Source organism: Acidithiobacillus marinus (genome assembly GCF_002847505.1).
Classification (GTDB): Bacteria; Pseudomonadota; Gammaproteobacteria; order Acidithiobacillales; family Acidithiobacillaceae; genus Acidithiobacillus; species Acidithiobacillus marinus.
The window spans coordinates 115,890-130,968 of the sequence record NZ_MXAV01000036.1; the positions used below are offsets into that span (position 1 = coordinate 115,890).

The following is a 15,079-nucleotide window of genomic DNA, read 5'->3' on the forward strand; positions in this document are numbered from 1 at the left end:
TTCTCTATATAAATCAATTTTTAAAAAAATAATAATTATTTTTGATCACGCTTTAATTTGGCGACAAAGATCAATTTTTCATGTTTTTTTGACAGATTAACAGGGCTGAATAATAATAGAATTTCTGATTCATTATTGATTTATGGAGGAATTCTATGAATATTTATAAAATAATTCCGATAAGTATATCTTTGCTAGGCTTGGCGCTGGCTGGATGTTCTGGTGTTTCACAGGGGCCACATGGCGGTCATGATATTTCCTGGTACCTCCATCATCAGAAAAAAATGACCCAGGAGGTCTCTTGGTGTAAAAACAGTGCTGGGCGCGATAAGCTGGAATCATGCAAAAATGCTGAACAAGCATCTTCTAATGCAGTGTCCTATAATGCGAAAAAAACCATGAAGAGCATCGGGAATGCTTTATCTTGATTGGGTGTGAACCAATATATATTTTGCTGGTCAAAATATATCCATGAGTAACTACTGGAGGTTAATATATGAGTACAAATCCTATTATTGCCATCAATCAGTCTAAGGTAGCCAATCGCCCGGAAAGTTATGCAACTATGATGAAAGTGGGACCAAAGGTATGTATTACTACCGCATCCCATCCAGGTTTCCTAGGTTTTGAGCAATTACTTCAAACAGGCATTCATCCCATGGCTGGACGCTATGGTGGTGGTGCGGTGGATATGCATGAAACCTTGAATCCTATCTCCATGTTTCAATATACCGTCTGGAAAGATGTAAAGTCACATGAAGAAATGCATCACGAAAATTTCAAGGAAATTTTTGAATTGTGCGGAAGCTGTTTGGATATGGTCATAGAAGGTCCTTGGGAACCCTATTATGAAGTGGTTCGTTCTGACTTGCCCCTGATTATGGGTATGACCGATATTCCTGCGGCTTTAGGCCAATCTTTTGCAGAACAAAAACCAGTGCCTAAAGTAGCCTTGTCGGCAAAACGCAGTATTGCCATTGGCGATCATTGGGTGATGGATGGCCACGAGGAGGATTTTGAAAAGGGTGCTATTGAGACACTCTCCTGGATGAAAGAAAATGTGCCAGGCATGATCGGTTGGATGATCATGAAACAATTTGGTGTTTCTGCGATTGGGTCTTTTCAGTTTGATCCTAAAGGTATGCTGAAAGCCACACTTGGCGCCAATCCTCCAGAGTACAATACGAATTATGGCAGTCAGGTGCCGGACAAGCCACTCATTCCCGGACAAAAGCCCACACAGTACCTGGTGCATATGGAATGGGAATCGCCAGAACATGCCCATATGGGCATAGCCCATGCCATGCTGGACTACGAGCTACGGCAGATCCACAATGAAGGGGTTTTAGCCCACCTGGATAAGGGACCTTACTACATGCTTTTCGGGCCGATGATGGAACAGGGTCAATGGCGTAAAAAACTAGTGTTCTAACTCTCTGATCGGTATGATCCATTCAACCCCTTTGATGCCTCAACAGATGCATTAAAGGGGTTTTTATTGGGCAACAGCGGATGTTCAATATGGACTTTTGTCTTCTCTAATCAAAGTGACCGCCGCGCTGTGACGAATATAGTCCACTCCCCAGTCCATGAGCGCCAGTATCTTATTGCGGCCCCCGATAATCCCGTACAGATGTATAAAAAGCCAAAGTAACCAAGCTGTTATTCCGGTTATCTGGAGATGATAGCGGGGTATTTCGCAGACGCCATCAAACGCTTTGAGTACAGCCATACTCCCCGGATTTTTATAGGTAAATTCAGGAATATCTGCACTGTTTTCTCCACTCAGGATATGCTTCGCTACATGCTTCGCACTTTGAACGGCAAAAGGCGCTACCTGTGGCCAAACCGTACCATGATTTTCTCCGTAGGCAAGATCACCTATCGCGTAGACATGCGCATGGTCTATCAATCGGCAATGACCATCTACGGGAATTCTCCCATGAGGCATTTTTTTACCCGGTATTTGGTGGATAAGAGGATGCGCTGTGACTCCGGCTGTCCATATCAAGGTTGAAGCGGATATTTGCTGCTCTCCAATGCGTACCGTTTGCCCATCAAATCCATCAACATGTTTTCCCAATATAATATGGGCACCAAGATGTTGTAATTTTTCGTAAGCCTTTTTTTGTAGCTTTTCAGCAAAGCCTGGTAGTAGCGCATCCCCGCCCTGAATCAATGTAACCCGGGATATGTCATGGGGAAGTTCTGGGTAGTCTCGAGGAATAATGATGCGTAATAATTCAAGTAAAGCGCCACAGAACTCTACACCCGTTGGACCACCGCCTGCTATGACAAAATGTAACAGACCTTGTTGTTCTACTTCTGAAGTGCTTGCGCTGGCTTTTTCCAAAGCGGCAATAATCCTGCTCTGAACCTGTTCTGCAGCTGCTATGTTTTTTAAGTGAAGAGCGTTTTCTGATATTTCTTTGTTTCCAAAAAAATTGGTGACTGTTCCAAAGGAAAGGATGAGCTTGTCCCAATGAATTTCAGTGTGGTCAGTGCAATATAATTTTTTTTCATTCCAATCAATTGTTTTAACGCAGCCCCAGTGAAAGTGAATATTGGATGATCTCAATAAGGGCCTCAGCGGGGATGCAATAGCATTGCTTTCCAAATCGCCAGCAGCTACCTGGTAAAGGAGGGGCTGAAATAAATGATAATTATGGCAATCGATAATAATGATCTGGTGCCCGGATTGGGCGAGATCTTTCGCGACCTGGAGGCCGCCAAATCCAGCGCCTATGATGACAATTTTTTCTGGATTTTGGCGCATGACTATGAAGCTGACTGTTTCTGCCGACTATTCCGCCAAGCCAGCCAAAGCAGGGGGATCGCCCAGAGGGCGGAAAAGGTATAAATCTGATTCAGAGAAATGAAATGTTGCAGCGGGCCAAGACCCGTCGAACCGATACCTTCGCCAATCATCAGCGCGCCCACCAGCAGCCCGGCCATTTGCGTGCCTTCCTTGCCATGCGCAGCGACGCCGAAGGCCATGCTGTAGGGATAGTAAATGCCACAAGCGGCTCCAGCCAGTGCAAATGCTAGTAACAGTGCCGTTGCACTGACCAGATGGGGTATGACGACAAAACAGGCCGCCATGCCGATGGGGGCCAAGCGATAGACCCAGCGTCTGGAAAGCAGGTGATCGGGAATGCTGCCCAAAATGAACCGGGCAACGGTCATGCCACCCCAAAACAGAGAAAGTGCCAGGGCGCCTGTCGCAGCCGGTAGATGGTGATCTACACTGACGAGCACATTCGCCCAGCTGCCGAAGCTGCCTTCACAAATCGCATAGATCACCACAGCAAAAGCGAAAGGCATCATGGAGCGTCGCCAGGCGCGCAAGCCACCGATTTCTTGAGTGTCTTTATCTTCTGCAAGCGGAAATAGTAGTAAAACCAGCCAGAGCAGGAGGATGAGAGCAGGCCAGGCAACCCAGCTCAACCAACTTTGCGCGCCAGTCAGAATCATGGGTGATACGGCGGTTGCACCGCCAATGACGGCGTTCAGAATAGTGACAGCCGCTGCGGCAGCACCGGCAAAAAGGAGGGATGCCGCCCGATTGATCGCGGCGTTAGTCAATCCGAAGCCAATGCCAAGCATGAGTGTTTCAGCCAGCAGTAACAGGACAACAAAAAGCCCCGAGCTGAAAAAAGCCACTACCAGTAAAGTCATGGCGATGGCATTGCTGATCGCTCCCAGGCGAAACAACCCTTTGCTTCCCAGTCGCTTATGAATAGCTCCTGCACTTAAAGCCGCCAATATGGCGCCAATGATTTCCGGAAAATACAACATGCCATAAGTGGCATTACTCATGTCGTAGGGAGCGCTGCGCAGCGTAGTACCCAGTGCCGGAATCAGCACAAAAGCAGCTCCCTGCAAGAAGCCAGCGATATATACTGCGCTGAGGCCGCGTTTCATGTCGCACCTTGAAGATGGCGACGAATATGCGGGCTGACGCGTAAAGCATTGGCCATGATGGTTAGCGACGGATTGACCGCACTGATAGAAGGCATAAAGCTGGCATCCACTACATAAAGATTATCGAGATCATGGGTCTTGCAGTAAGGATCAAGTACATTGTCGCCGGGGTCCTCGCCAAAGCGACAAGTCCCGACTTGATGAGCGGTGGCAGAAATATCCATGGCCTGAAAGAAAACCCCCAGAAATCCGGCTTTCTGCAGAATCTCCCGCCATTTCTGGCAAAGGCGGCGATGACTTTCGCGATTTTTGGGATTCCAGGTAAGGCGGATGTTGCCATCCGTATCGAGAGTGACGCGATTATTCGGATCGGGCAGGTCTTCAGTAGTCAGCCACCAATCCACGGAATGGCTGGCCGTCCAGGCGCTCATAGGAATAGGCATCAGCGGCCGTTGGGCGTGGAGCAGGCCGGGAGTCACCTTACCCAAACCCTGTATATGCCCCAATGGGTAAGGATAATCGGGGTCACCAGAGTGTTCATAAAAATCGTTCAGCGCCAGGGTTTTTTGAAAAATACTGCGATTTTCCCGACCTGGCTTGATGGCCATGCAGGCACTATTGAGGTGACACATATAATTGCGCCCGACCTGATCACTATGATTGGCCAGTCCGGTGGGGTATTTTTCGGAGGCCGAAGCCAACAGAATAGCAGCGCTGTTGACCGCTCCGGCAGCCAGAACCACGAGGCGGGCGGTAAACAATCCCTGGTCGGTTTCGACCGATTCCACGGATTTTCCATTTTTACTGTGGATCAGGCGCCGCACCCGATGGCCGGTTAAAATCCGCACGTTAGGATGTTTCAATGCAGGTCGTACACCACATACTTCGGCATCACCCTTGGCATGCAGCATGCATGGAAAGCCGTCGCAGGTTGGGCAGCGTACGCAAGGACTATGTTCCGGATCATCCTCCAGGCGATGCAGAGCCAAGGGGAGGGGGAATGGATGATAGCCCATGCCGCGCAGGGCCTTATCCACCTCAGCAATATCTTCATCATGGGGAAAAGGCGGGTAAGGATAAGGCTTGCGGGCTGCTTCGGTAGGATCGGCACCAGCCTCGCCGTGGGTGAAATACCAGTTCTCGGCGGCATCATAAAAAGGGGCCAGATCCTCATAACGGATAGGCCAGGCGCGGGTTTCACCACCCTGATGCTGACGAACGGTAAAATCCTTTGCGCGGCGACGCAGAACCGCCGCTCCATAAAACTTGGTGTTGCCACCCACATGATAGCCGGTGACTGGAGAAAAGACCTTGCCGTGCTGATCGCGCCATTGTTCATCAGTATGGTAGCGATGCTCGCCGAAAACGGTTTGCGGGTCCCAGTTGCCCCATTCTCTGGGCAGGTAATCGCCTCTTTCGAGGATCAGTATTTGTAGACCAGAGTCCGCCAGCGCACGGGCTAATGTTCCCCCACCCGCGCCGCTGCCGATAATAATGACATCGGCATCCATTGCCTCATCCTCCGTGGCGGAAGTCCGGATAAATCAGCATGCCACCGTCTACTGCAAGAGTGGTGCCGGTGATGTAACTGGCCAGATCGCTGGCCAGAAAAGCCACGACGTTGCCAATTTCCTGGGGTTTGCCAAGACGTCCCATGGATATTTTCTTGTCGAGATCTTTCAGTGACTGGGGGTCGCTCCAGACCGATTCATTGATGGGCGTTTGAATGGCACCAGGGGCGAGAGCCACTACACGAATGCCTTTATCCGCAGTTTCCTGGGCCAGGGTCTTGGTAAACATGGATAAACCTGCCTTGGCACTGGTGTAGGCACTATAACCTTCCCAGGGGATGAATTCGTGCACGGAGGTGACATTGATAATGACCCCGCGCTGCAGTTTTTCCATACGCGGAATGGCGGCCCGGGCGCAGTAATATGGCCCGAGCAGGTCGACACTCAAGACTTTTTCCCAGATTTGCGGATCATCATCCCCCACCAGTGCACGCGGCCCGTCCATGCCCGCATTGTTGACGAGAATGTCGAGACCGCCAAAAGCCTGCTCAATCTGCTGCACCAGTTTTTCCACAGCAGCGGGATCGGAAATATCCGCCTGAAAAGGCTGGGCTTTGCCGCCTGCTTTGCTGATGCTGTCTACCACGGCATCCGCCTCATCCTTGCCCTTGCGGTAATGCACGGCCACTTGCGCCCCTGCTGCTGCCAGGGTTTCTGCAATAGCCCGTCCCAGGCCACCGCTGGCCCCGGTCACCAACGCCCGTCTGCCCTGTAAGTCTAATTGGATCATGACGCTGCTCCTGTAATATCCAGATGAAAATCCTCGCCGAGCCAGTCACCACTATCCTGCCAGCGGATGGTGAATTGCACGGATTCGCCTTCGCTGAGCGAGCCGAGCGGTAAAATGGCGACATGCCCCAATTCCCAGTCTTCCGAGTGCAGATCCTGCACATCCTGCCAGCCATTGACGCCCCAGTGGACGGTAAATGGAGCACGTAGCAGCACCCGGAGTTCCTGACCGGCGGGCAAGTGCTGAGGCCTTTGTCGCAAACGCCAGAGCCGGTAGGCAATTGCGGGTTTTTTTCCTTGATAGCGCTTCCAGGTGGCTGCCGGCCGATCGACGGGTTCGCCCTTTATGTAACTGTGACAAAGCTTGATATATTCACCGTGCGCCCAGACCAGGGGCATGGCCGAACCACTGGGGTGTCCGGGTGCCAGACCTTTTTCCGGAATCGGATCAGACTCCCAGATTTGTTCCGGCAGTAGTCCCCCCTTGCCGGTCATGGCCGCCATGGCATTGATATAGGGCAGGGCATCCTCCCCGGCGCTGAGAGCATAGTGCCCGCGTTCTCCCACCAGGAGCGGCCAACCCCGACCAACGCCGGTGCCATCAAAAGGGCTGCCATCGCGATGCTCGCCATAGCCATCGCCGTTGTAACGATGCCAGACCGGTCCGCTGGGTGTATCGGATTTGAGCAGCGCATCCATGATTTTGACGGAAGCAACGATGTGCGGATCTTCGGCGCTCCGCAGTCCATAACGGACGAGCTGCAGAAAATCATTAGCGATCTGGTCGCAGGCAGGCAGGTGTGGATCATGGGCCCGATTTTTGATCAGCACCCACTCATCCTTGGCACCGTCCTGTATCAGCACATCTTCCGGGGTGATCCGCACAAAATATCCTGGCACCTGATATTTTTTGGCAAGATCGGTATCTTTGACAAAAGTCCAGTCTTCTAAGCGCGCATTCCAGTAATCTGCCAGCATCAGGGCATAATCGGCAGTTTTGCCACCCAGCAGTTCAGCGCCTTCGACCAAAGCTGCAATGGCAACCGCCAGAGTGAATGGGTTGACGCCGCCGTCTTCTTCCCAGCGATCCTGGCCCGTGACCGGTCCCTCATGCGCGATGAAATGCAGGGCACGACGGACCATGTCATTGACGGCAACGTCACCGAGGACCTTATGCTGTTTCAATAGCGCTGCAAGCAGAATGGGGAAACCCGTTTCATCCAGCTGGACACCCTGCCAGAAAGGTTTGCCACCCAGCCATTGATTTTGCAACCAATGGCCATTGGCCTGCTGGGTACTGATGAGATAAGTCAGTACCTGTCTGGCCTCCTCGCTTGCTCCCATGGCCACCAATGCTCCGGCACTTTCCACCAGATCCCGGGACCAGACCAGATGATAACCTCCACGACTGGTGCTGGCTTCTCCCCAGGGAACCGAAAGGCTGGCGACCAAGGCACCGGGAAAAGTACGGTCTTCGTGTACTTTGAGGATATTGCTGGAGCGTGCATAGAGGGTTTGGGCAACTTCCGGAAGCTTGCTGGCAAAATTCCGAGGACGGGGATGTTTCTTGTGCCAGGCCAGCCATAAATCGGTGTAGCGGCTCGTGGTGGCTGTGAAGCCGTTAGCCAGGGCACTCCAGGCGTTGGTGGCGGCAGCCTCCTTGCTGGAGCCCAGCCCCAAGGCCAGAGTGCCCTGTTGCGGCATTTGTCCGGCCAGGGCTACTTCACCTGGACCTGCCTCCTGATATTCCCAGGACATGCGTCCATGGGCATGAAAATCCTGCCATAAATCACTGGCACCGACTTCTCCCACGCTGCAGCGTTGCAGGGCGGCATATCCTTCAGCATTGCGACAGGCCAAGGCCAGCCCAAAGGGTCCTTGTTCTGCCCAGAGGACCTGACGGCCTTCCCAATTCCCGACCCAGGCGCGATTATGCTCGGCATCTTCTCCCAGTCTTGCAGAGCAGAGGAGGTAGGGTTGTAATCCTGGATCACCTTCCAGCTGAAAATCGATCAGCAACACATCGCGGTCGGGATCGGCACAGATTTTGAGGGTGAAATCAAAACGTTCGTGGTGATGGCGGATAATGGGCAGGGGAACATAGGGATCATCCAGCTCCAGTGCTGGTTCAGGGAGGGCCTTCAATTCCTGCCAGAAACCCTGGTCATCCGCGATGATGAAGCCCAGATCACGAATTTGCGGAATATCAATGCGCGGATAGAAAACTTCGGTAATGATGCCGCTGCCTGTGGTGAACCACAGTTTGCTGCTACCCAGCGCCGTTCCTACACAGGATTTTTGCGCGGTGGACCATACCGGATGACGCCATTGTGCCTCCGGTGCTTTTTGGACTGTATTCATGGAATAACTCCTGAATGTCTGTCTACGGATTTAAAGCACCGGTCAAGTTTTGCTCAAGACATATTTAGCGTTACCACTCCGGTACTATGCTCTCAAAGTGAACGGAATCAATCTTTATGCTTGGGCAGAACGCCCGCTTTTTCGAGGTAAACCGGTAATACCGCCACAACCCGCATGCCTCTCTGCACGTCCGGATCCTTGAGCATGTGATAAAGACCCGATAAACCTCCGGCTTTGCCGGTGGCTTCGTGTTCTGCGGCATCAGCCAGTGCTGCCGCCATGAGCCGACCGCTATGCATCAGGCTGGCGGCGGTATTCAGTACCGGGCTCCCCTGACTTTGCTGCACGAATTGCCCCACGAGACTTTCCAGGTCAATGGTTTCCGCAAAAAGACCGACCTGGCGACTGAGATCTGCGACCCGCTGTAAGTTGCCATCTTCCTGCAATTGTTTGAGCAGGCGCAGGGCTTCGACAATAGTGGTATCCGCCGAGGTTTCCTGCCAGAGATCACCCAGTTCCTTGACCTTGGCGACCACAGCACCGCCCGCTGGTCCCTGCATGAACTCCAGAACGGCGTGGAGTTTCGGGACGATTTCACCCAGTAGCTGAAGTGCTGACATCCACTCCGCCAGGGGAAGTTCATGTAGTTTGGCGAGGAGAATGGGAATATAGGGCTTTAATAATGCGACGCTTTCTGCCAAAAAAGCCGCGTTATCCCGAATGAGTGATAACAGTCCACTTTCGCGCAGAACCTTGAGCGTCTCCAACAGTTCTTCAATGCTGCCTTCCAGATTGAAGCGTTCATCCCAGCGACCGGCTTTCAGGGCCAGGTCCATGGGTAAATTTCCCGCTGGACTCTCCATGAAGCTCGCGCCGCCGTGGGCAAGGTCGCCCAAACGGGCAAGACCTGCCCACTGTTCTGGTGTGAGTTGCGGGGTGAAAGATTCTTGTGCTGCCATAATGCATCTCCCTTGATTTATATCTGGCCAATAATAAAAGAGGGCCTCGCGGCCCTCGTTTTTTCAGGCTGCGAAAAGTTTTTCAGCCAAGAGTTTTGAGGCATCCAAACCCCATTCCGGCATTTTACCTTTCGTCTTGAAGAAGAGATTTTTGTATTGCATTTTCAGCAGGAAGGGCATATGACCCATCTTCAGAACTTGATCAGGACCACCGAACCAACTGTTGGAGCGGATATAAAAAGCCTGATTGTTTCCCATGTCACCAATACAATAGACAACTGGTTCCAAAGGTTTATCGGCTTCAGCCGGCGTCATTTTGCCCATGTCCTTGGCAATTTGCTTGGCCACAATCTCGCTCTGGGCATGACCGATACCACCCAATTTCGGGACGGTAATGGCTGCCGCGTCCCCTGCTGCAAACACCTGGGGATACTTGGGGTTGCGCATGGTCACATCGGTGATCACAAAGCCTTCGTTATCACTGATGGGCAAGCCTTTCATGAAATCATGGGGAACCCAGTCCGGAAACACCAGTTTCAGTTCGGCTTCAATATTTTTGCCGCTGGCCAGTTCAACCCCATCTTTGGTGATCCGAGTAATGTCCTTGGCTTCATTGACATAGTTGAAACCCATGCCACCGGCAATTTCCAGCAGCTTGCCCACCACTTTTTCACCGGCATCTTCGGCAATCAGAGAAGCCGGAGTGAACACCGTGATTTTATCCGGTCCACCTTTGCCATGTTGACCCAGCCAGGTGGCCATGGACAGCATGGTTTCCACGGGCGGGCCTTCGCAGGCGGCTTCGGCGCTGGGGAAAGCGTGCCCGCCATAGAGTTTGATGTCCTTGGTGCCGTCCCCCTGATGGAAGCGCGCCGAACCGATGGCTACGGGACCACCCTTGTATTCATTGGCCAGGAAGTGGCGCAACTTATTGCCATAGTAGAAATCGCTGACCGTGTGACCGTGTTCGGCAAAACCTTCGATTTTGTCATAGGCCAGACGATTGCCGACGGCTACGACCAGATAGTCATAGGCCATGCTTTCAGGAGCAGCACCCGGACGTTCGCTCGGTACGAAATCCACCTTCTTCGCATCGGGATCAATGGCCTTGATTTCGGCTTGAATAAACCCGATATCGTCTTCATCCAAGGTGCTGGGAATGTCCATAGCCAGGGTCTTGCTGGGATCGCGGCCTTCAAACACTTCTGCAGGGACGTTTGGTACAAATAACAGGAAATTTTTACGATCAATAACGGTGATACGTACCGCTTCGCCACAGAACTCACGTATTTTCTGTGCAGAGGCGAGACCGGCAAAGTTACCACCAAGAACGACAACATGAGGCTTCATATATGTTCCCTCCGTTTTTTCGTCATGAAATTGCAATAATCAACATCCACACAAATGAATGTCTCCTAAGTAAGAGTAGTAGATAATCGTAAAAGTTCAACAAGCAAATTTTATGACAATGGAAATGGATCTTTATATTCGCAGGGTTTTATATTTTTATCGCCTTATAAATGCTTGTAGATTATTGAGATGGTTTTGCTCTGAAATAAATTTTATTCAGGTTTTTTTCTTCAGATTCTGAAAAACATCCAGGGCTTTTTGCCGCGCCTGGGCATGATCCACCGTGGGCAGGGGGTAATCGACGCCCAAGCTGATCTTAGCCTGAGCGAGAATGTTTGCTTCGGCCATCCAGGGTTGATGAATGTAGCGATCGGGAAGGGCAGCAAGCTCCGGTAACCAGCGACGCAAATAGTCGCCCTGAGGATCGAATTTTTCGCTCTGTAACACTGGGTTGAAAATCCTGAAATAGGGTGCTGCATCCGCTCCAGAGCCAGCAACCCATTGCCAGGAGGCACTGTTATTGGCTTCATCAAAGTCCAGCAAGGTATCCTGAAACCAGGCTTCGCCTTTGCGCCAGTCTACGAACAAATCTTTGATGAGAAAACTGGCGCAAATCATGCGGACCCGGTTGTGCATCCAGCCGCTCTGCCAGAGTTCACGCATTCCGGCATCCACAATGGGATAGCCGGTCTGGCCGCGTTGCCAGGCATACAGAAGTTTTTCATTGTTCTGCCAGGGAAAATCGGCGAATTCCGGACGGAGCGGCGTATCGGGCAAATTGGGAAAGTGAAAAAGCAGATGCCAGGAAAACTCACGCCAGCCCAGTTCCCGCAGAAAATGCTCTCCCTGGGCAGCAAGCTCCGGATGATTGGCCAGATGGGACTGGGTTTCCTGCCAGATTTGTCGGGGACTGATTTCACCGTGTGCCAGATAAGGAGAGAGTCTGGAGACAGAAGGCTGGGCCGGAAAGTCTCGACCTTTACTGTAGTTGAGCAGTCCTTCCTCCAGAAATGCATGCAATCGGATATGTGCGCCCGATTCTCCCGGCTCCCAGAATTCCGGGAAGCGGCTGGCCCAGTCGGGTTGTTGCGGAAGCAACTGCCAACTGCTCAGGGATTCACTGCTTAACTGCTGTGTCAGTTCAGGTGCTAAAGGCTGTAGATCCGCTTGTGGTAAAGCCGGAGCTACCGAAAAACGGGCCATCAGGCTTTTCCAGAAAGGCGTAAAAACCTTGTAGGGTTGCTGATCATGATGATGCAGCCAGGGTTCAACCAGACAGTCTCCGGGAAAGGAGCGCACCGACAGTCCTCTGGCCTGTAAGTCCGCCTTGATGGCGGTATCCTGAGCCATGCCACGGGGGTCATAACGACGATTCCAAGCCACTCCATCTACCGCTATGGTATCGATTATTTCCTGCAGAATCTGCAGGGGATCCCCGCGCCGCAGTAGCAATGGTAATCGCAAGGCTGCCAGTGATTCTGCGAGTTTATGGAGGCTTTGATGCCGCCACCATAATTCCGCAGCCCCAGAGGACTCATGGGGATCGAGAATATACAGTGGGATTACCGCACCTTCCTGAGCGGCTTCCCATAAAGCTGGATGATCCGTAAGGCGCAGGTCCCGACGAAACCAGACAATCGTGACAGTCATGTTTTAGGCCTTAAAAAAGATTCTTGATGGTATTGATCAGCTTGTCTCCCGTGTCGGACCCCGCAGCACTGCTGGCAGAAGCCGTGGGCGCAATAGGTGGATAACCGGCCAGATAATCATTGACGCCAATCCCCTGGTTGTTGCCACTGGTCGTAGGTGCAGTGACCGAGGGGGGACGAAAAAAACCCGTCGCCGGACTTCCGGCCAAGGCCGTACGCATGTAGTGTATCCAGATGGGTAGTGCTTCGCGAGCTCCAGCAGCCCAGCGACCCATAGTATGATTATCATCATAACCCACCCACACGCTGGTCGTTATGCGCGGACTGAAGCCGTTGAACCAGGCATTGTTTTCATTGTTGGTGGTACCCGTTTTGCCAGCAATATCATTGCGCCCAAGACTCTGGGCCGCCACGCCGGTGCCAATTTTGATGACCTGTTGCATCATTTGCGTGAGCAAATAGGCGACTCCCGGAGGAATGGCTGTTTCAGTGGGCGGGGGGGCATAGCCCATAGGGCAGTTCAACAAGGAAATCTGGGTGCCCCGGCCATTGATGATTTTGGTGATGAGGTAGGGGTGGGGGAGAAAACCGCCGCTGGAAAATACCGAGTAGGCCCTGGCCATTTGCAGAGGGCTGTAATCTCCCGCGCCGAGGACCATGGAAGGTACTTCGGGAACCTGCTTGGCAGGGAATCCGAAACGCTGCACGTACTGCGCCGCATAGGGAATCCCGATGTCCATGAGAATGCGCACACTGGGAACATTATGGGAGTAAGCCAGATTGGACCACACCGGAATGGGCGTATTGGAAAACTGGTTACTGTAATTGGTGGGCGAATACACCTGTCCGTCAGGCAGGGTAATGGACAGAGGGGTGTCGGGTATGGGGGTCTGGGGAGTCATATAGGTGCTTTTACCCGAAGCCAGCAGTGCGGGTGCATCCATAGCGGCCGCATACACAAAGGGTTTGAAGCCCGAACCGGGTTGCCGATAGGCATATACCGCCCGATTGAAATGACTGAGTTCGTAGCTGAAGCCACCAACCAGTGCATGAATGGCTCCGTTCCGACTGTCCAGACTGACCAGTGCGCCCTGAACCTTGGGAATCTGGGTGAGTTGCCAGCCTGGGTCCTTGCCGGCTGATGACCAGACATTGGCTCCCCACTCATGCCCGGTGCCGGCAGTTACGGCGTTGACATAAGGGCGCAGCCAGATCAGGTCACCACTATGCAGGACGCCATTGACCTGACGTGGTAAAGGGCTGTTGAAACGCCGCCGAGCCCAACGCACATCTCGCAGCGTCAGGGTAATCTCTTTTTTACCCTCCAATGACACTGTGGCCGCTTTGGGGTCAGCACTGATGACCACCCCCCATTTCAGGTTGGCTGGATCATGGGGAGGCAGCGCCACCGGTCGTTTGCCAGCCAGGGCTGCTTGCAAGGCATCCCCAGTCAAGCGGGTAATCGGACCGCGATAAGTTTTCGGGTCCATACTGGAAAGGCCCATATCATAATTTTCCAGCCCTACTGCAACCGCTTGATTGGCCGCCTCTTGGTCTTTGGGGATGATGCTGGTAAATACCTTGAGACCCGAGCGATAGGTGAAATCGCTACCAAACTGTTGGGTCAGCCAGTTGGCGATCCAGCCTGTCACATAAGGTGCACTATCCGAGGCCTGGGCATGGTAGCGGGAAAGAATAGGCTCCGCGTTGGCCTGATTTTCTTCAGTTCTGGTGATGTAGCCTCGTGCTTCCATGCGTTTGAGGACATAAGCCCGTCTTTTTTTGGCCAGATCCGGATTAGCCACCGGGTTGAGTACAGAAGGTGCCGGGGGCAGCCCGGCAATGGTGGCCATTTCGCCCAGGGTCAATTGCTCAACACTTTTGCCAAAATAAGTCTGCGCTGCTGCCTGGACCCCATAAGCACCCTGACCCAGATAAATTTTATTCAAATACAGTTCCAGAATCTGTTTATGGGTAAAATGATCGGTGAGCTTGTAGGCGAGCAGTATTTCGGCAATTTTGCGGGTAATGGTCTTTTGCGGGGTCAGATAAAAATTGCGGGCGACCTGCTCAGGAATGGTGCTGGCACCCTGATTGGGGGCCATGTGGATGATATCGACCAGCGCCGCACGCAGAATGCCGGGATAGCTGACTGGATAATATAAGGGATTATTGCTGTAAAAGCGGGCGTTTTCCGCAGAAATGAAAGCCTCCTGCATTTTGACCGGTATCTGGTCAATGGGCAGGGCATATCGCATTTGCGGGCCAACTTCCTGGAGCAGCGTACCGTCCGCTGCATAAATGCGCAGTGGTTCATCGGGGTGCCATTCCTTCAATTCATGGACGGGTGGCAGGCTGTCCCAGATGCGATAGACGTAAATCGTCACACCAATGCCGATATTGATTAGAATCAGCAGGATGATCAACAAAATCCAGCGGCCATAACGGGGGCGCCGGGGGGCCTTACCCCGTGCCTTGGGGCTGTCAGTTTGAGCCATTATGTTTCTTCCATCTCCTGAATGCTTGGTAAAAGGCA

The 15,079-nt window shown here is 52.4% G+C and carries 11 protein-coding genes; 2 read left to right on the forward strand and 9 right to left on the reverse strand.

What is annotated here, in order from left to right:
* The first annotated feature begins 155 nt into the window (after positions 1-155).
* On the forward strand, positions 156-428 hold the full coding sequence (locus B1757_RS10115; RefSeq protein WP_101538191.1) for an EexN family lipoprotein: 273 nt from the start codon (positions 156-158) through the stop codon (positions 426-428).
* 68 nt (positions 429-496) lie between these two features.
* Positions 497-1,432: a sulfur oxygenase reductase family protein gene (locus B1757_RS10120; RefSeq protein WP_101538192.1), complete on the forward strand. Its 936-nt coding sequence runs from the start codon at positions 497-499 to the stop codon at positions 1,430-1,432.
* Positions 1,433-1,516: 84 nt separating this feature from the next.
* Here the strand turns inward: B1757_RS10120 and B1757_RS10125 are convergent, their stop codons facing one another.
* From B1757_RS10125 to B1757_RS10165, 9 genes are all read right to left on the reverse strand, one after another.
* Positions 1,517-2,776, reverse strand: coding sequence for an NAD(P)/FAD-dependent oxidoreductase (locus B1757_RS10125; protein WP_101538193.1), 1,260 nt, complete (start codon positions 2,774-2,776; stop codon positions 1,517-1,519).
* 2 nt (positions 2,777-2,778) lie between these two features.
* Entirely contained in the window at positions 2,779-3,924 is a 1,146-nt protein-coding gene (locus B1757_RS10130) for an MFS transporter (protein ID WP_101538194.1), read from the reverse strand.
* Positions 3,921-5,435: a GMC oxidoreductase gene (locus tag B1757_RS10135; RefSeq protein WP_101538195.1), complete on the reverse strand. Its 1,515-nt coding sequence runs from the start codon at positions 5,433-5,435 to the stop codon at positions 3,921-3,923. The genes B1757_RS10130 and B1757_RS10135 overlap by 4 nt, the downstream gene beginning before the upstream one ends.
* A 4-nt stretch (positions 5,436-5,439) precedes the next feature.
* Positions 5,440-6,225, reverse strand: coding sequence for a glucose 1-dehydrogenase (locus tag B1757_RS10140; RefSeq protein ID WP_101538196.1), 786 nt, complete (start codon positions 6,223-6,225; stop codon positions 5,440-5,442).
* Positions 6,222-8,585, reverse strand: a complete 2,364-nt coding sequence (locus tag B1757_RS10145) for a glycoside hydrolase family 15 protein (RefSeq protein WP_101538197.1) — start codon at positions 8,583-8,585, stop codon at positions 6,222-6,224. The genes B1757_RS10140 and B1757_RS10145 overlap by 4 nt, the downstream gene beginning before the upstream one ends.
* 107 nt (positions 8,586-8,692) lie before the next feature.
* Positions 8,693-9,544, reverse strand: a complete 852-nt coding sequence (locus B1757_RS10150) for a DUF1641 domain-containing protein (protein ID WP_101538198.1) — start codon at positions 9,542-9,544, stop codon at positions 8,693-8,695.
* Between the two features lie 63 nt (positions 9,545-9,607).
* Positions 9,608-10,894, reverse strand: a complete 1,287-nt coding sequence (locus tag B1757_RS10155; protein ID WP_101538199.1) for an NAD(P)/FAD-dependent oxidoreductase — start codon at positions 10,892-10,894, stop codon at positions 9,608-9,610.
* 216 nt (positions 10,895-11,110) lie between these two features.
* Complete coding sequence (locus B1757_RS10160) at positions 11,111-12,544, reverse strand: cryptochrome/photolyase family protein (RefSeq protein WP_101538200.1); 1,434 nt, start codon at positions 12,542-12,544, stop codon at positions 11,111-11,113.
* Positions 12,545-12,554: 10 nt separating this feature from the next.
* Positions 12,555-15,041 carry a penicillin-binding protein 1A gene (locus tag B1757_RS10165; protein WP_101538201.1) on the reverse strand — a complete coding sequence of 829 codons (2,487 nt, stop codon included), beginning with the start codon at positions 15,039-15,041 and terminating at the stop codon, positions 12,555-12,557.
* Between the last annotated feature and the right edge of the window lie 38 nt (positions 15,042-15,079).

What these genes read in the sequence shown, in the direction of transcription:
- B1757_RS10145 (WP_101538197.1), bottom strand. Translation starts at nt 8,585, where the DNA reads ATGAATACAGTCCAAAAAGCACCGGAGGCACAATGGCGTCATCCGGTA.
- B1757_RS10130 (WP_101538194.1), bottom strand. Translation starts at nt 3,924, where the DNA reads ATGAAACGCGGCCTCAGCGCAGTATATATCGCTGGCTTCTTGCAGGGA.
- B1757_RS10135 (WP_101538195.1), bottom strand. Translation starts at nt 5,435, where the DNA reads ATGGATGCCGATGTCATTATTATCGGCAGCGGCGCGGGTGGGGGAACA.
- B1757_RS10120 (WP_101538192.1), top strand. Translation starts at nt 497, where the DNA reads ATGAGTACAAATCCTATTATTGCCATCAATCAGTCTAAGGTAGCCAAT.
- B1757_RS10125 (WP_101538193.1), bottom strand. Translation starts at nt 2,776, where the DNA reads ATGCGCCAAAATCCAGAAAAAATTGTCATCATAGGCGCTGGATTTGGC.
- B1757_RS10140 (WP_101538196.1), bottom strand. Translation starts at nt 6,225, where the DNA reads ATGATCCAATTAGACTTACAGGGCAGACGGGCGTTGGTGACCGGGGCC.
- B1757_RS10160 (WP_101538200.1), bottom strand. Translation starts at nt 12,544, where the DNA reads ATGACTGTCACGATTGTCTGGTTTCGTCGGGACCTGCGCCTTACGGAT.
- B1757_RS10165 (WP_101538201.1), bottom strand. Translation starts at nt 15,041, where the DNA reads ATGGCTCAAACTGACAGCCCCAAGGCACGGGGTAAGGCCCCCCGGCGC.
- B1757_RS10115 (WP_101538191.1), top strand. Translation starts at nt 156, where the DNA reads ATGAATATTTATAAAATAATTCCGATAAGTATATCTTTGCTAGGCTTG.
- B1757_RS10150 (WP_101538198.1), bottom strand. Translation starts at nt 9,544, where the DNA reads ATGGCAGCACAAGAATCTTTCACCCCGCAACTCACACCAGAACAGTGG.
- B1757_RS10155 (WP_101538199.1), bottom strand. Translation starts at nt 10,894, where the DNA reads ATGAAGCCTCATGTTGTCGTTCTTGGTGGTAACTTTGCCGGTCTCGCC.